Genomic DNA, 13,976 nt, shown 5'->3' with positions numbered 1-13,976 from the left:
AGGACCGCGACTCATGAGTCGCGGTCCTTCTTCGATCCACGCCCCTGGCCGGTGCACAACCGCGACCGTCCGCAGCGCTCCATCCACAGCGCAACCTCCCCGGTGCCACAGGCACCGACATGCGGAGACGCTCGTGACCATGGGCATCCGCCGAGACGTCGCCGACCGACTGCTGCGGGCGGCGAGCGACGCCGCAGACCCGAGGGACGGCGTGCTGTCCCGGGCCGACCTCCGGGCGCTGGGGGTGGGGCGCGACCGCGTGTCCTCGCATGTCCGCGCCGGCAGATGGAGGCTGCACGGGCGCCATACCGTGGCACTGCACACCGGTGAGCTGTCACCCACCGCTCACGCCTGGCGGGGTGTCTACGAGAGCACGGGCGACGCCAGGGTCGACGGCGTCACGAGCCTCAAGGCCGCCGGCGTCACAGGGCTCACCGACACGGTCGTGCACATCTCACTCCATCACCTGTGCCAGGTGCGCTGCATCGACGGCGTGGTCCAGCACAAGGTCTCGCGACGTCTGCCGGACGAGTGCGCGCTGCCCGGCCTCCCGCGGACCCCGCCGGCACTCGCTGCCTTGCGCGCCGCGCAATGGGCCGTGAGCGATCGACAGGCCGCGCTCTTCCTGGTGCTCCCCGTGCAGCAGCGGATCACCACGGCCGAGACCCTGCACGTGACGCACAGCCAGTACGCCGGACGACGTCGGCGCGCACTGATCGCCCAGCTCATCGACGACATCGCCGACGGCGCCCACTCGCTCGGCGAGCTCGACCTCGTCCCCGCGCTGCGTCGACGCGGTCTTCCCACCCCGACCCGGCAGGCGATCCGTCGGGTCGATGGCCGCACCCGATACCTCGACGTCTGCTGGGAGGACATCGGTCTGGCCCTCGAGATCGACGGTGCCGCCCACTCCGCCGGGCTCGAGGTCACCTTCGACCACTTCCGTCAGAACGCCATCACGCTCGGCGGAGACATCATCCTGAGGATGAACCTCATCGGCCTACGGCTGGGCCGTGAAGAATTTCTCGATCAGGTGGTGCGGGCCCACGCGGAGCTGACCGCTGGTCGGCGTGGATGAGCATGTGGCGACCGTGCACCGGTCACGATGCCGTTGGTTCGAAGAGGAGTCGCTGCTCATGGGTCGCGCTTCTTCTTCGAACCAGCAGTGGTGGGCGGCGGGCGGGTGGTCTTGGGCGACGACGGACCTGCCGAAGGGAGCGACGTAACCTCTCCTCGTGCCCTCCCCCATCCCCCACGTCCTGTCCGTCAACATCGGCCGCCCGATGGTCCAGCGGATCCCCAAGGGTCGACCCACGGGCATCGGCAAGCACCCCGTCGACGTCATCCGGGTGAGCGACCCGGGGCCCAAGCGGGTGGTCGACGGTGCGGGTGTCTCCGGGGTCGACGGCGACCACGTCGGCGACGGCCGCCACCACGGCGGCAGCGACCAGGCCGTCTACGCCTTCGCCCGCGAGGAGCTCGACGAGTGGGAGCGCGCCCTCGGGCGCGAGCTGCCCCACGGGATGTTCGGCGAAAACCTCACGACCCGCGGCCTCGAGGTCGACGCGAGCGAGGTCGGCGACCGCTGGCAGGTGGGCTCGGCCCTCCTCGAGGTGCGCGGCCCGCGCGTGCCCTGCGCGACCTTCGGCGAGCGCATGGGCGAGCGCGGCTGGGTCAAGCGGTTCGCCGCGCACGGCCGCAGCGGCGCCTACCTGCAGGTCGTCGAGCCCGGCGAGATCCGGTCCGAGGACACCATCGTCGTCACCCCGTCGGGGTCAGGGCTGAGCCTGCCGACCTACCTGCGCGCATGGTTCGGGGACGGTGACGCCGCCCGGGCCGCACTCGACTCCGGCGCGCTGACCGGCGAGCGCCGGGCGGAGCTGGAGCAGATCGCCGCCCGCTCCTAGAAGAGCGACAGCGGCTCGTCCGGCTCCTGCTCTGACTGCTGGACCGCGTGCTCGACGACTGCCTCCGCCGTACCCGACCGGGCACCCGGGATGCCGGGCCCTCTCTCGGGGGCGACCCCCTTCGCCCATGCGGCAGCCGCGGTCGTCGCGAGCCGGTCGGCCTCCTCGTTGAGCGGGTGCCCCGCGTGGCCCTTGACCCACTCGAAGGTCACCCGACGCCCGGCCATCGCCGCGTCGAGCGCCTGCATGATCTCGAGGTTGAGGACCGGCTTGCCGTCCTTCTTGCGCCAGCCCTTGGCCTTCCACCCCGGCATCCAGGACGTGATCGAGTTGATGACGTACTTGCTGTCGCAGATGACGTGCAGGTCCTCGTCGAGGTGGGCCGTCTGCTGCAGCAGGTCGAGCACCGCCGTCAGCTCGCCCATGTTGTTGGTGCCGTGCGGCCAGCCGCCGAGGTCCCAGCGGTCCGCGTCGATGTACCACCCCCAGCCGGCGGGGCCGGGGTTGCCGAGTGCGGAGCCGTCGGCGGCTGCGGTCAAGGTCATACGGTCACTCCGGGGGACGAAGGGGGACAAGGCTGCGGCTGTTTGTATCAGACGAAGATCATCAGGCGCGGGCGAGGACCTCGCCGTGCACGATGACGAACCACCCGTCCGGTGACGCCGTCCACTCCCGCCACCCCTCGACGACGCGAGCGATCTCCCCGTCGTCGGCCAGGCCCTGGGCGAGGACCTGGTCGCGGAAGCCGGAGTCCACGGCTCGCCGCTGCCACTGCCCGCCCCACCACTCGCGCGCCTCGTCGTCGGCGAAGCACCACACCGAGGCGGTCGCGGTGACCTCGGTGAGGCCGGCCTCGTGCGCCCAGCGAAGCAGGTGGCGCCCGGCGTCCGGCTCGCCGCCCGTGCCGCGTGCCGCCGCCCGGTAGAGCTCCAGCCACCGGTCCAGCCCGGGGTGCGCAGGCGCCCAGGTCATCGCCTCGTGGTCGGCGTCCCGCGCGGCGACGAGACCACCGGGTCGGGCGACCCGGGCCATCTCGCGCAGCAGACCCACCGGGTCGGGCACGTGCTGGAGCACCTGGTGGGCGTGGACGACGTCGAAGCTGTCGTCGTCGAAGGGCAGCCGCATCGCGTCCGCCACCTCGAAGTGGGTGTGCTCGTCGCCCGCGGCCTCGGCCGCTGCGCGAGCGGTGGCGATCACCGACTCCGACGCGTCGACGCCGACGACCTCACCCGGAGCCACGCGCTGCGCGAGCTCCAGGGTGATCGACCCGGGTCCGCAGCCGACGTCGAGCACGCGCATGCCCTCGCGCAGATGACCGGCGAGGTAGGCCGCCGAGCTGTCGACGGTGCGGGCGGCGTGGGCGGCGACGACGGGGGCGGCGTGGCCGTGGACATAGGACGTCATCGATCGATCGTGGCACCGTCGGCGCCCCTGGCCGGGCCACTCACTCATCGCGAGACGATCCGCGCCAGATGGCGAGACGCCGCCGACTGATGCCGCGACGGACGGGCGCCACAATGAGCGGGTGGACCTCGCCCTCACCCTCCTGGCCATCGCGGTCGCCTCCCTGCTCGTGCACGGGATCGCGTCGCGGCTCGGCCTGCTCACGCCGCTGCTGCTGCTCGCGGCGGGCGCGGCGGCCTCCTTCGTCCCGTGGTTCCCCGAGGTCACCCTCTCGTCGGAGGTCGTGCTCATCGGGCTGCTCCCACCGCTGCTCTACGCCACCGCCATCTCGACCTCGCTCGTCGACCTCAAGGCGCAGCGCGTGGCCATCGCAGGACTGTCCATCGCCCTCGTCCTCTTCACCGCCCTCGGGGTCGCCGTCGTCGCGAGCGCGCTGCTCCCGATCAGCTTCGCCCTGGCCTTCGCGCTCGGTGCGATCGTCGCCCCACCCGATGCCGTCGCCGCGACCGCCGTGGCCAGGAGCATCGGGCTGCCCCGACGCGCCGTCACGCTCCTCGAGGGCGAGTCCCTCCTCAACGACGCGACCGCCTTGGTCTCGCTGCGCACCGCCCTGGCGGTCGCGGGGCTGGCCGCGGGGCAAGGGAGCCAAGGTGTCCTCGACGTCTCGGTCCAGTCCGTCACCCTCGACTTCCTGCGAGCCGCGATCGGTGGCGTCGTCATCGGCGTCGTCGCCTACAAGCTCATCGCCGTGCTACGGCTCCACGCCAACTCGCCCGTGGCCGACACGACGATCAGCTTCATCGCCCCCTTCGCCGCCTACCTGCCCGCCGAGCTGCTCCACGCCTCGGGCGTCCTCGCCGTCGTGACCACCGGGCTGCTCCTCGGCCACCGCTCCCCCGTGCTGCAGAACGCCCGCTCGCGACTGTCGGAGCGGTCCAACTGGGCGAGCATCCAGTTCATCCTGGAGAACGCGGTCTTCCTCGTCATCGGGCTGCAGCTGAACAGCCTCGTCGAGGACGTGCAGGCCACCGATCTCGGTCTGAGTGCCACGCTGCTCGCCGGGCTCGCGGTCCTGGCCACCGTCCTCGTCCTGCGCCCCGTGTGGATCTTCCCCTTCCGCTGGCTGCGCTCCCTCACCTCCCACCGCGAGCGCGACGTGCTCAGTCCCTTCGGCGAGGGCGTGATCGTCAGCTGGGCCGGCATGCGGGGAGTCGTCACGCTGGCAGCCGCGCTCCTGCTCCCGCAGGAGACCCCGCACCGCCCCACACTCGTGCTCATCGCGATGATGGTCACCATCGGGACCCTGCTGATCCAGGGCACCACCCTGCCGGTCCTTGCCCGGGCGCTCGGGGTCCACGGGCCCGACCCACGCGAGGACGCGCTGCAGGAGGCCACCGTCACCCAGTCCGCGGTGAGCGCCGGGCTGCGCCGTCTCGACGAGCTGGACGACGTCGACCCGGACGTCGACGAGCGGCTGCGCCAGCAGGCCGCCATGCGGGTCAACCGGGTGTGGGAGCGTCTGGGCGGTCGCGACTCCGTGTCACCGAGCGATGCCTACCGGCGGGTCCGGCTACCGGTCCTGCAGGCCGAGCGCACCGAGCTGCTGCGCATCCGCGACCAGGGGGTCGTCGACCACCAGGTCCTCGCCGACGTCCTCGCCGCACTCGACGTCGAGGAGTCGACGATCGAGTCGATCGGCGCGCGGGTCGAGGCGATCCGAGAGGCTCCCCTCCGCGCCCCCGACCGGCTCACCGGTGAGTGCCAGCACCAGCGCGAGCTGCCCGAGTGCGTCGTCCCCCGGCAGCCCGAGGGCTGCGAGGAGTGCCTCGCCGACGGATCGACCTGGCTGCACCTGCGCGTCTGCCTCTCGTGCGGGCACGTGGGCTGCTGCGACTCCTCGCACGGCCACGCCTCGGCGCACTTCCGCGAGACCGGGCACCCGGTCATGCGCTCCCTCGAGCCGGGCGAGGCCTGGCGATGGTGCTTCATCGACGAGACGCTCGTGTGAGCAGCGGGGTAGTACCGTCCTGCGGGTGACCCAGGAGCAGAGCCGTCCCCAGACCGACATCGACCGCATCGCCGAGGCGCACCTCGACCGCGAGGTCGCCCTGTCCCCCATCACCGCGACCTACCTGGGCCTGCCGGGCCACGAGAGCGATCTCGACGACCTCTCACCGGCGGGCTACGCCGCGGCGTCCGCCCTGCGCCAGGAGACGCTCGCCGCGCTCGAGCAGGCCACTCCCGTCGACGACGTCGACCGCGTGACGCTCGAGGCGATGCGCGAGCGACTCGGGCTCGCCGAGGAGATCCACGCTGCCGGCCTGGACCTGCAGGAGATCAACGTCATCGCCTCGCCCATGCAGTCGGTACGGGACGTCTTCGACATCATGGCGACGGCGACGGCCGACGACTGGGCGACCATCGCCACCCGCATGGGCAAGGTCCCGCTCGCCCTCGAGCAGTGGACGCAGTCGCTGACCGCTGCCGCGGCGAAGGGGAGGATCGCCCCCCTTCGTCAGTACGAGCGGTGCATCGAGCAGTGCGCGGACCTCACCGCCCCGGACGGCTACTTCGCCGGGTTGCTCACCGGGGCCACCCTCGACGACGGCGCGCCCCTGCCCCAGGCGGTCGCCTCCGACCTGCGGCAGTCCGTCGAGGCCGCCGCCAGCGCCTACCGCGACCTCGCGGTCCGGCTGGAGCCCCTGCGCGACCGGGCTCCCGAGAGGGACGCCTGCGGTCGAGAGTCCTACCAGCTGCACTCCCGCGCCTTCCTCGGAGCCACGATCGACCTCGAGGAGACCTACGCGTGGGGCCAGGAGGAGCTCGCTCGGATCACCGCCCAGATGGAGTCGGTCGCCGAGGAGTTCCGCCCCGGGGCGAGCGTCAAGGAGGCCATCGCCCTCCTCGACGCCGACGAGCGCTACCAGCTGCACGGGACCGACGCACTGCGCGAGTGGATGCAGCGCACCGCCGACGAGGCGATCGAGCTGGTCGCCCCGCACATGGACATCCCCGAGCCGGTACGCACCATCGAGTGCCTCATCGCGCCGACCGAGACCGGCGGGATCTACTACACCGGGCCGAGCGACGACTTCTCCCGACCCGGCCGCATGTGGTGGTCGGTGCCCAAGGGCGTCACCGAGTTCGGCACCTGGCGCGAGCTGACGACCGTCTACCACGAAGGCGTCCCGGGCCATCACCTCCAGGTGGGCCAGACGATCTTCCGCAAGGAGCTGCTCAACCGCTGGCGCCGACTCGCCTCGTGGACCTCCGGGCACGGCGAGGGCTGGGCCCTCTATGCCGAGTGGTTCATGGCCGAGCTGGGGCACATGGACGACCCCGGCAACCGGATGGGCCTGCTCGACGGCCAGTCCCTGCGGGCGGCCCGGGTCGTCCTCGACATCGGCGTGCACTGCGGCTTCGAGGCTCCCGCCGAGGTCGGGGGCGGCGAGTGGACCTATGACAAGGCCTGGGCCTTCTTGTCGGCGCACGCCAACATGGACGACGGCTTCCTGCGCTTCGAGCTCGACCGCTACCTCGGCTGGCCCGGCCAGGCACCGAGCTACAAGATCGGCGAGCGGCTGTGGATGCAGCTGCGCGAGGAGACGGCACGCCGCGAGGGCGAGGACTTCGACCTCACCGCCTTCCACCGGCGGGCACTGGACATCGGCAGCGTCGGCCTCGACACCCTGAGGTCGGCCGTGCTGGGCAGCGCGCAGAGCTGAGCACGATGGCCCATGCACGGTCGCTGGACCGCACTACGATCGCAGGTGTGAGGTATTTCCGAGGGTCCCTGTGCATCGTGGCCGTGACGGTCGTCGTGACCGGGTGCTCCGCGCGCTCCGAGGGCACGCCTCCCGGACCCGAGACGGTCACCGTCACCTACTCCAGCTCGACGAGCAACGCCCCGACGACCCAGACGGTGACCAGCTCCCCGTCGTCGACGCGCGGCCCGCGGACCACGACCTCACCCGCCGCGTCGTCCTCCTCCACCTCCTCGTCCGCGTCGTCGGCGTCGGCGTCCTCGACGTCCGGCACCCCGTCATCGACCTCGACATCGACCTCGTCGCCGACGGGGACGCAGACGTCCAGCCCGAGCAGCAGCACGTCCCCCGACGACGAGGCGCGGCCGAGCCGCCCGGGCGACTACGCCGACGCCTTCATCCGTGCGTGGGGGCGGGGGGACCGCGCCTCGGCAGCCACCTATGGCACCGCTGCCGCCGTGAGCGCCCTCTTCGGTCAGATGCCCGCGGGGGGCCCCAGCTGGAGGCGTGCGTCGACGACCGAGTACGCCGGCAGCAGCGAGGTCACCTACTCCGACGGGTCACGCAGCCTCACCGTCGTCGTCGACCACGGCCGACTCGGCTCGGGCGCCGACCCCGCTGTGACCTCGGCCGTCCTGACCGGGTCGTCCACGCCCACCGACGCGCCGTCCACCGGCGCGCCGTCGCCGACGACGACCAGCTACGCCGACTCCTTCGGGCAGACCGGCAACGGCGACGGCCGCACCTGACGAAGGGAGCGGCACCGGTGATCGGTGTCGCTCCCTTCGCGTGGTGCCGGTCAGAGCCGCCAGCAGCTGTTCGGCTGGTTGCGTCCGGCGAAGCGGTCCTCGAAGAAGACCATCGACTTCGCGACGTGCGGCAGCATGCCCCCGACGTGCGTCGGGATGAGGCCGGCGTTGAAGGTCACTCGCGCGCCCTTGTCGCACCAGTCGCTGCCGAGCTGCTTGCCCACCGCGTAGGGGATGGTGTCGTCACCGATGGCGTGGTTGATGACGACCGGGGCGTTGGGCTTGATCTTGCCGATCCGCTGTCGCTCGACCGCTGCCCGGAAGGGCTGCTCGTCGAGCAGCTCGGACAGCTTCTTGCCGCTCACGGTGTACGTGCCCGAGTCCTTGAAGGCGTACTCGAAGAGGTCGAAGACGCACTTGTTCTCGACCCCCGCAGCCAGCTTCTGGCCCTCGGCGTTGAGGTAGGGGTTGGGGTCGATCCCCTCGGACTGGGCGACGCCCAGCAGGGCGAAGGTCGCGAAGGCGAAGTAGAGCGAGCCGTCGATGTTCTTGCCGACCTTGGCCAGGTCGGCAGGCGGGGCACCGATCGCCGAACCCTTGATGGGCAGCTCCGGGGCGTAGCTGCTGGCGAGCTCGGCCGCGGCGGCGGCCGCCCCGCCACCCTGCGAGTAGCCCATGAGACCGATCGGGTTGGCATTGGTGATGCCACTGCCCTTGAGGTTCTTGGTGGCGCGCGCCATGTCGAGCACGGCGCGGCCCTGCGCCTCGCGGACCATGTAGGTGTGCGTCCCCGGTGTGCCCAGGCCCTGGTAGTCCGTCATCGAGACGGCGTACCCGCGGCCGACCAGCGGTGCGATGCCCAGGCCTTCGTACTCGACGAGGTTCTCCATCTGCTTCGACGGTGCACAGGCATCACCCATGCCCTGCGTCCCGGCCGCGTACGAGACCAGCGGACGGGCGGACCTGCCGACGTACGTCGCCCTGGGCACGAAGACCGTGCCGGTCACGGCGATCGCGCGGCCCTTGCCGTCGGTCGAGGAGTACATGACGCGGGTCGCGGTGACCACGTTCTCGGACAGGCCCAGCGGGTCCAGGAGCAGCGGTGCCGGCTCTGACCGGATGAGCGTGCCCGGCGTCGAGGGGATGGTGGCCGGCGGCTCGTAGAAGGGGTCGCGGGCCGGCTCGGGGGTGTTGGTGAGGGTCTTGGCTCCGGCCGTGCCAGGCACGTCGGTGCGGTCGGCGCTGGCCTGGCCGGCGAGCGGGAGCGTGACGGCGACCGCGAGGGTCGCGGCAGCGACGGCACGGGTGGTGAAGGAGGTCATCTGGGTCCTGTCCTGAGCTGGTGAGCTCTTCGACCCGCGGGGGGTGGCCCGGGACTCGACGACCTCGACGATGTGGCGGTGAAGACAAGTTACTGGTGAGTTGGGCCGCTGACAACCAGAGGATGATGTGGGCATGCGCTCACTCGTCCTGGCCTCTGCATCATCCGCACGTCTGCATCTGCTGCGTTCCAGCGGCATCGATCCGCTGGTCGTGGTCAGCGCTGTCGACGAGGATGCCGTCGAGGCGGCCGCCCGCGAGCAGGATCCGCAGTTGTCGCCCTCCCGGCTCGCCCAGCTGCTGGCCGAGGCGAAGGGAGCGGCCGTCGCCGCGCTCTCCCACGAGGGACCGCCCCCCTTCGTCCTCGCCTGCGACTCCGTCCTCGAGGTCGACGGCCTGGTCCACGGCAAGCCGGGGACCGCCGACGTGGCGCGCGAGCGCTGGCGGCAGGTCCGGGGCCGCTCGGCGGTCCTCCACACGGGCCACCACCTCATCGACATGCGTGACGGCCGCACCGCCGGGGGTCCGGCGAGTGCGACCGTCAGGTTCGCCTCGTTGAGTGACGCCGAGATCGAGGGCTATGTCGCGACGGGCGAGCCGCTGCACGTGGCCGGCGGCTTCACGCTCGACGGGCTGGGCGCCCCCTTCGTCGAGTCGATCGAGGGCCACCCGAGCACCGTCGTCGGGCTGTGCCTGCCCCTGCTACGACGTCTCCTCGGCGACCTCGGGGTCGACTGGTGGTCCGTCGCCTCGGGTCAGGAGACCGGCGTGGCCACCGCGGCCTCGGCATCGACGATGCCGCGCCCGTAGAGCGGGCTGAAGCTGCCGCGCAGACCGAGCAGCGGCTGCCGCGAGGTCGTGAGGATCGCCTGCTCGACGCCGTCCAGGTCGCGGCCCTGCGCGAAGAGGAGCGCAGCGACACCGGCGACGTGGGGGGTGGCCATCGACGTGCCGGCGAAGGCTGCGTAGTCCTTGCCCTCACCGCACTCGTCGGTGCCGGTGCCCTGCGGCACGGTCGAGATGATGTCGTCGGAGCAGGGGCCACCGAGCAGACGCCCGGAGCCGCCCGGTGCGGCGACGCCCTTGCCGGAGAGCTTGATCGGCAGCTCGGAGAAGTAGGACTTCATCTCGTCGCGGTCGGTCGCGCCGACGCAGATCGAGTCGCTGCTGAAGGCGGGGTCGTTGCACAACAGGGTCGATGAGTTGCCTGCTGCCGCGACGGTCAGCGTGCCCTTGTCGCGGGCGTACTGGATCGCGTCCTTCATCGTCGTGTCGGCACCGAGGATGGTGAGCAGCTGGGTACCGGGCAGACCGCCGAGGCTCAGGTTGACGACATCGGCGCCGTTGTCGGCAGCGTAGCGGACCCCCTCGGCGATGTCCTCGGTCGTGCCGGAGCCGTCCTCGAGGACCTTGATCGGCATGATCTTGGCGTCCGGCGCGACACCGGCGACACCGATGCCGTTGTCGGCGACGGCCGCGATCGTGCCGGACACGTGGGTGCCGTGGACGTCGGGGTCCTGCCCGACACCGTCCCGGCCCTTCCAGCTGCCGTCACCGCAGGAGCCCGTGACGCCCTCTCCGCAGACGAAGTCGGCGCCCGGCACGAGACGCCCGGCGAGGTCGGGGTGGGTGAGGTCGACGCCGGTGTCGACGACGGCGACGACGGCACCCTCGCCCCGGGTCGTCGCCCACGCCTGCTCGGCCTGGACCTGGTCGAGGCCCCACAGGTCGGGGCGGAGGGGGTCGTTCGTGGCGGCACCGGCGGAGCCGGCGGTGGCCACGAGGCCGATCGCACAGGCCGCGGCGGCGAAGGGAGCGGTGAAGCGCTTCATCAGGGGATCCTTCGTCAGGGGAACGTTGGTTACCAAACGGTAACGACGAAACGCCACGCTCGCAGCGCGAGCGGATGGGAGGCAGGTCACTCCCCCCGTGACAGCCGTCCCACGATCGTCGACGACGACACCCTCCCTCCGCAGGAGGTGCGAACTCGTGCGAAGGGAGGGTGTCGGGTCACTCGAGGACCTCGCGGGCCCGGTCAGACCGGCGGGATCCCCCGGCGACGCTCGGAGAAGCTGCGGTCGCGACCCCGCGCGTGGCGCAGTCGCGCGAGCAGCTCGTCACGCAGCTGCTCCGGCTCGATGACCTGGTCGAGGACGAGGTCGGCCGCTAGCCGCTCGAGGTCGACGTCCTCCTCGTACTCGGCCCGCTGGGCGGCGATGTACGCGTCGCGAGCGGCCTCCCCTTCGTCGGCCTCGACCTGCGCGATCTTGTTGGCGTAGACGGCGTTGACCGCCGCCTCCGGCCCCATGACCGCGATGCGGGCGGTGGGCAGCGCGATCGTCGCGTCCGGCGCGAAGCCGGGGCCACCCATCGCGTAGAGCCCGGCGCCGTAGGCCTTGCGGATGATGACGCAGAACTGCGGGACGGTCGCCGACGCGACGGCCGAGACCATCTTGGCGCCGTGGCGGATGATGCCGCCGCGCTCGACCTCGGAGCCGATCATGAAGCCGGGCACGTCGGCCAGGTAGATGAGCGGGATCGAGTAGGCGTCGCACAGCCAGATGAAGCGGGCCGCCTTGTCGGCGCTGTCGGTGAAGAGCACGCCGCCCTTGGCCATCGAGTTGTTGGCGACGATGCCGACGGTCTCCCCCGACATCCGGCCGAGACCGACGACCAGCTCGGGGGCGAAGAGCGCCTTGACCTCGAAGAAGGAGTCGTCGTCGACGAGACCGTCGATGACCTCGTGGACGTCGAAGGGCTGCGACTCACGCTCGGGGATCGTCGCGCCCGTGAGCCGGGCGGAGGGCTCCTCCGGCGCGTACGAAGGGAGGGCACTGCGCCAGTTGAGCGGGAGGTAGCTCAGCCACAGCCGCGCCGTCTCGATCGCCTCGGTGTCGTCCTGGACGAGGACGTCGCCGACACCACTGACGGTGCAGTGCATGCGGGCACCGCCCATCTCGTCGAGCGACACCTTCTCGCCGACGACCATCTCGGCCATCCGCGGACTGCCGAGGTACATCGACGCATTGCCCTCGACCATGATGACGAGGTCGGTGAAGGAGGGGATGTAGGCCCCACCGGCAGCGCTCGGGCCGAAGAGGCAGCAGATCTGCGGGACCTTGCCCGACAGCGCGACCTGGTTGTGGAAGATGTGCCCGGCGCCGCGGCGGCCCGGGAACATCTCGACCTGGTCGGTGATCCGCGCGCCGGCGGAGTCGACGAGCCAGAAGACCGGCAGCTCCTCGCGCAGGGCCGTCTCGGTGGCGCGCACGATCTTCTCGACGGTGCGCGCACCCCACGAGCCGGCCTTCACGGTCGGGTCGTTGGCGATGATGATCACGGGCCGGTCGTCGACGAGAGCGCGACCGGTGACGACACCGTCAGCAGGGAGCCCCGCGGACAGCGAGTTGGCGTAGCGGCCGTCCTCGACGAAGGTCCCCTCGTCGATGAGCAGGGCGATGCGGTCGCGGACGTAGAGCTTGTTCTGCGACTCCAGCTTGGCGGCGGCCTTGTCGGTGGGCCGCTCCGAGGCGGCGTGTGCCTCACGCAGTCGCCGGCGGACGTCCTCGACCTTGGGGTCCAGGGGGTGAGTGGTCATGGTGCTCCTTCGCTCGGTCCGGCGCTCAGACCGGGAGGCCGAGGTGGCGGGCGATGACCATGCGCTGGACCTCGGAGGTGCCCTCGCCGATCTCGAGGATCTTGGCGTCGCGGTAGAAGCGCGCGACCGGGTACTCCTCCATGAAGCCGTTGCCACCGAAGATCTGGGTCGCGATCCGGGTCGCGCTCACCGCGGCCTCGGAGGTGTAGAGCTTGGCGATCGAGGCGGCCTTGGCGACCTCCTTGACCGAGCGACGGCCACGGTCGGCCTCGTCCTTGAGCCACGCGGCCTTGTAGGTGAGCACGCGCGAGGTCTCGGCCATGACCGCGAGGTCGGACACCTGGAAGGAGACGCCCTGGTTGGCACCGATCGGGCGACCGAAGGCGGTGCGGGTGTTGGCGTACTCGGTCGACAGCTCGAGCATCCGCTGGGTCAGGCCGGTGGCGAGCGCGGAGATCGCGATGCGGCCGTCGTCGAGGGTCTTGAGGAACTGGCGGAAGCCCTGCCCCTCGCCACCGACCAGGTTGTCGGCGGGCACGCGGCAGCCGGAGAAGCTCAGGCCGTGGGTGTCGGAGATGTTCCACCCGAGCTTGTCGTAGGGCGCCTCGACGGTGAAGCCGGGCGTGCCGCTCGGGACGATGATCGCCGAGATCTGCGGGCGCCCGTCGTCGCTCGTCCCGGTGCGGGCGGTGACGGTCACCAGCGAGGTGATGTCGGTGCCGGAGTTGGTGATGAAGGACTTGGCGCCGTCGATGACCCACTCGTCGCCGTCGCGCTTGGCCGTGGTGCGGGTACCGCCCGCGTCGGAGCCGGCGTCGGGCTCGGTCAGGCCGAAGCCGGCGAGTGCCTTGCCGGCGACGAGGTCGGGCAGCCAGGTGTCGCGCTGCTCGTCGGTGCCGTAGGTGAGGATCGGGTTGATGCCCAGGCCGACCCCGGCCGACAGCGTGATGCCGATCGACTGGTCGACCCGGCCGAGCTCCTCGATCGCGACGCACAGCGCGGTGAAGTCGGACTGCACGACGCCGTCGACGGTCTCGGCGGAGCCGCCCCATGCCTCGGGGACGACGAGACCGAAGAGGCCCAGGTCGCCCATGCGAGCGACGACCTCCGTCGGGAAGTGATGGTCCTTGTCCCACTGGGCGACGTGCGGTTCGACCTCCTTCTCCGCGAAGTCGCGCACGCTGGCGCGAAAGTCCTCGTGATCCTGCGAGAGCTCGAACATGCCCGGCCTTTC

Annotated in this window: 13 protein-coding genes; 6 read left to right on the top strand and 7 right to left on the bottom strand. The window is 71.4% G+C overall.

Going from position 1 to position 13,976, the window contains the following annotated elements:
* Positions 1-139: 139 nt before the first annotated feature.
* Both EXU32_RS03025 and EXU32_RS03020 read left to right on the top strand, forming a co-directional pair.
* The gene (locus EXU32_RS03025) at positions 140-1,078 is read left to right on the top strand and encodes a hypothetical protein (protein ID WP_130628570.1); all 939 of its coding nucleotides are present in this window, start codon (positions 140-142) and stop codon (positions 1,076-1,078) included.
* 157 nt (positions 1,079-1,235) lie between these two features.
* Positions 1,236-1,907 carry an MOSC domain-containing protein gene (locus EXU32_RS03020; protein WP_242612865.1) on the top strand — a complete coding sequence of 224 codons (672 nt, stop codon included), beginning with the start codon at positions 1,236-1,238 and terminating at the stop codon, positions 1,905-1,907.
* Here EXU32_RS03020 and EXU32_RS03015 read toward each other — a convergent pair.
* Together EXU32_RS03015 and EXU32_RS03010 are read right to left on the bottom strand one after the other, a co-directional pair.
* Positions 1,904-2,452, bottom strand: a complete 549-nt coding sequence (locus tag EXU32_RS03015; RefSeq protein WP_130628569.1) for a ribonuclease H family protein — start codon at positions 2,450-2,452, stop codon at positions 1,904-1,906. The genes EXU32_RS03020 and EXU32_RS03015 overlap by 4 nt on opposite strands.
* Before the next feature lie 61 nt (positions 2,453-2,513).
* Positions 2,514-3,311, bottom strand: coding sequence for a methyltransferase domain-containing protein (locus tag EXU32_RS03010; RefSeq protein WP_130628568.1), 798 nt, complete (start codon positions 3,309-3,311; stop codon positions 2,514-2,516).
* A 121-nt stretch (positions 3,312-3,432) separates the two neighbouring features.
* Here EXU32_RS03010 and EXU32_RS03005 point away from each other — a divergent pair, with 121 nt between their 5' ends.
* The gene (locus tag EXU32_RS03005; RefSeq protein WP_130628567.1) at positions 3,433-5,319 is read left to right on the top strand and encodes a Na+/H+ antiporter; all 1,887 of its coding nucleotides are present in this window, start codon (positions 3,433-3,435) and stop codon (positions 5,317-5,319) included.
* A gap of 19 nt (positions 5,320-5,338) precedes the next feature.
* The gene (locus tag EXU32_RS03000) at positions 5,339-7,036 is read left to right on the top strand and encodes a DUF885 domain-containing protein (RefSeq protein ID WP_431603059.1); all 1,698 of its coding nucleotides are present in this window, start codon (positions 5,339-5,341) and stop codon (positions 7,034-7,036) included.
* Between the two features lie 157 nt (positions 7,037-7,193).
* Here the strand turns inward: EXU32_RS03000 and EXU32_RS17105 are convergent, their stop codons facing one another.
* Entirely contained in the window at positions 7,194-7,418 is a 225-nt protein-coding gene (locus tag EXU32_RS17105) for a hypothetical protein (protein ID WP_165399558.1), read from the bottom strand.
* 115 nt (positions 7,419-7,533) lie between these two features.
* Here EXU32_RS17105 and EXU32_RS02990 point away from each other — a divergent pair, with 115 nt between their 5' ends.
* Positions 7,534-7,824, top strand: a complete 291-nt coding sequence (locus tag EXU32_RS02990) for a hypothetical protein (protein WP_130628565.1) — start codon at positions 7,534-7,536, stop codon at positions 7,822-7,824.
* 50 nt (positions 7,825-7,874) lie between these two features.
* Here EXU32_RS02990 and EXU32_RS02985 read toward each other — a convergent pair whose 3' ends face one another.
* Positions 7,875-9,146, bottom strand: a complete 1,272-nt coding sequence (locus tag EXU32_RS02985; RefSeq protein WP_130628564.1) for a lipase family protein — start codon at positions 9,144-9,146, stop codon at positions 7,875-7,877.
* 133 nt (positions 9,147-9,279) lie between these two features.
* Between EXU32_RS02985 and EXU32_RS02980 the strand changes: the two genes are divergently transcribed.
* Positions 9,280-9,954 carry a nucleoside triphosphate pyrophosphatase gene (locus tag EXU32_RS02980; RefSeq protein WP_130628563.1) on the top strand — a complete coding sequence of 225 codons (675 nt, stop codon included), beginning with the start codon at positions 9,280-9,282 and terminating at the stop codon, positions 9,952-9,954.
* Here EXU32_RS02980 and EXU32_RS02975 read toward each other — a convergent pair.
* The 3 genes from EXU32_RS02975 to EXU32_RS02965 all read right to left on the bottom strand — a co-directional run bounded on the left by EXU32_RS02975 (position 9,900) and on the right by EXU32_RS02965 (position 13,964).
* Positions 9,900-10,976 carry a S8 family peptidase gene (locus EXU32_RS02975; protein WP_165399557.1) on the bottom strand — a complete coding sequence of 359 codons (1,077 nt, stop codon included), beginning with the start codon at positions 10,974-10,976 and terminating at the stop codon, positions 9,900-9,902. The two genes, EXU32_RS02980 and EXU32_RS02975, sit on opposite strands and share 55 nt — an antisense overlap.
* A 203-nt stretch (positions 10,977-11,179) precedes the next feature.
* Complete coding sequence (locus EXU32_RS02970) at positions 11,180-12,742, bottom strand: acyl-CoA carboxylase subunit beta (protein ID WP_130628562.1); 1,563 nt, start codon at positions 12,740-12,742, stop codon at positions 11,180-11,182.
* A gap of 25 nt (positions 12,743-12,767) precedes the next feature.
* Entirely contained in the window at positions 12,768-13,964 is a 1,197-nt protein-coding gene (locus tag EXU32_RS02965; RefSeq protein WP_130628561.1) for an acyl-CoA dehydrogenase family protein, read from the bottom strand.
* Positions 13,965-13,976: the final 12 nt, after the last annotated feature.

The sequence above is a fragment of the Janibacter limosus genome, from assembly GCF_004295485.1.
Classification (GTDB): Bacteria; Actinomycetota; Actinomycetes; order Actinomycetales; family Dermatophilaceae; genus Janibacter; species Janibacter limosus_A.
This window is presented reverse-complemented; position numbering and strand designations above follow the sequence as displayed.

Excerpts from the sequence above, each read along its gene's own strand:
- EXU32_RS02980 (WP_130628563.1), top strand. The coding sequence starts at position 9,280 with ATGCGCTCACTCGTCCTGGCCTCTGCATCATCCGCACGTCTGCATCTG.
- EXU32_RS03010 (WP_130628568.1), bottom strand. The coding sequence starts at position 3,311 with ATGACGTCCTATGTCCACGGCCACGCCGCCCCCGTCGTCGCCGCCCAC.
- EXU32_RS02970 (WP_130628562.1), bottom strand. The coding sequence starts at position 12,742 with ATGACCACTCACCCCCTGGACCCCAAGGTCGAGGACGTCCGCCGGCGA.
- EXU32_RS02965 (WP_130628561.1), bottom strand. The coding sequence starts at position 13,964 with ATGTTCGAGCTCTCGCAGGATCACGAGGACTTTCGCGCCAGCGTGCGC.
- EXU32_RS03025 (WP_130628570.1), top strand. The coding sequence starts at position 140 with ATGGGCATCCGCCGAGACGTCGCCGACCGACTGCTGCGGGCGGCGAGC.
- EXU32_RS02975 (WP_165399557.1), bottom strand. The coding sequence starts at position 10,976 with ATGAAGCGCTTCACCGCTCCCTTCGCCGCCGCGGCCTGTGCGATCGGC.
- EXU32_RS03015 (WP_130628569.1), bottom strand. The coding sequence starts at position 2,452 with ATGACCTTGACCGCAGCCGCCGACGGCTCCGCACTCGGCAACCCCGGC.
- EXU32_RS02985 (WP_130628564.1), bottom strand. The coding sequence starts at position 9,146 with ATGACCTCCTTCACCACCCGTGCCGTCGCTGCCGCGACCCTCGCGGTC.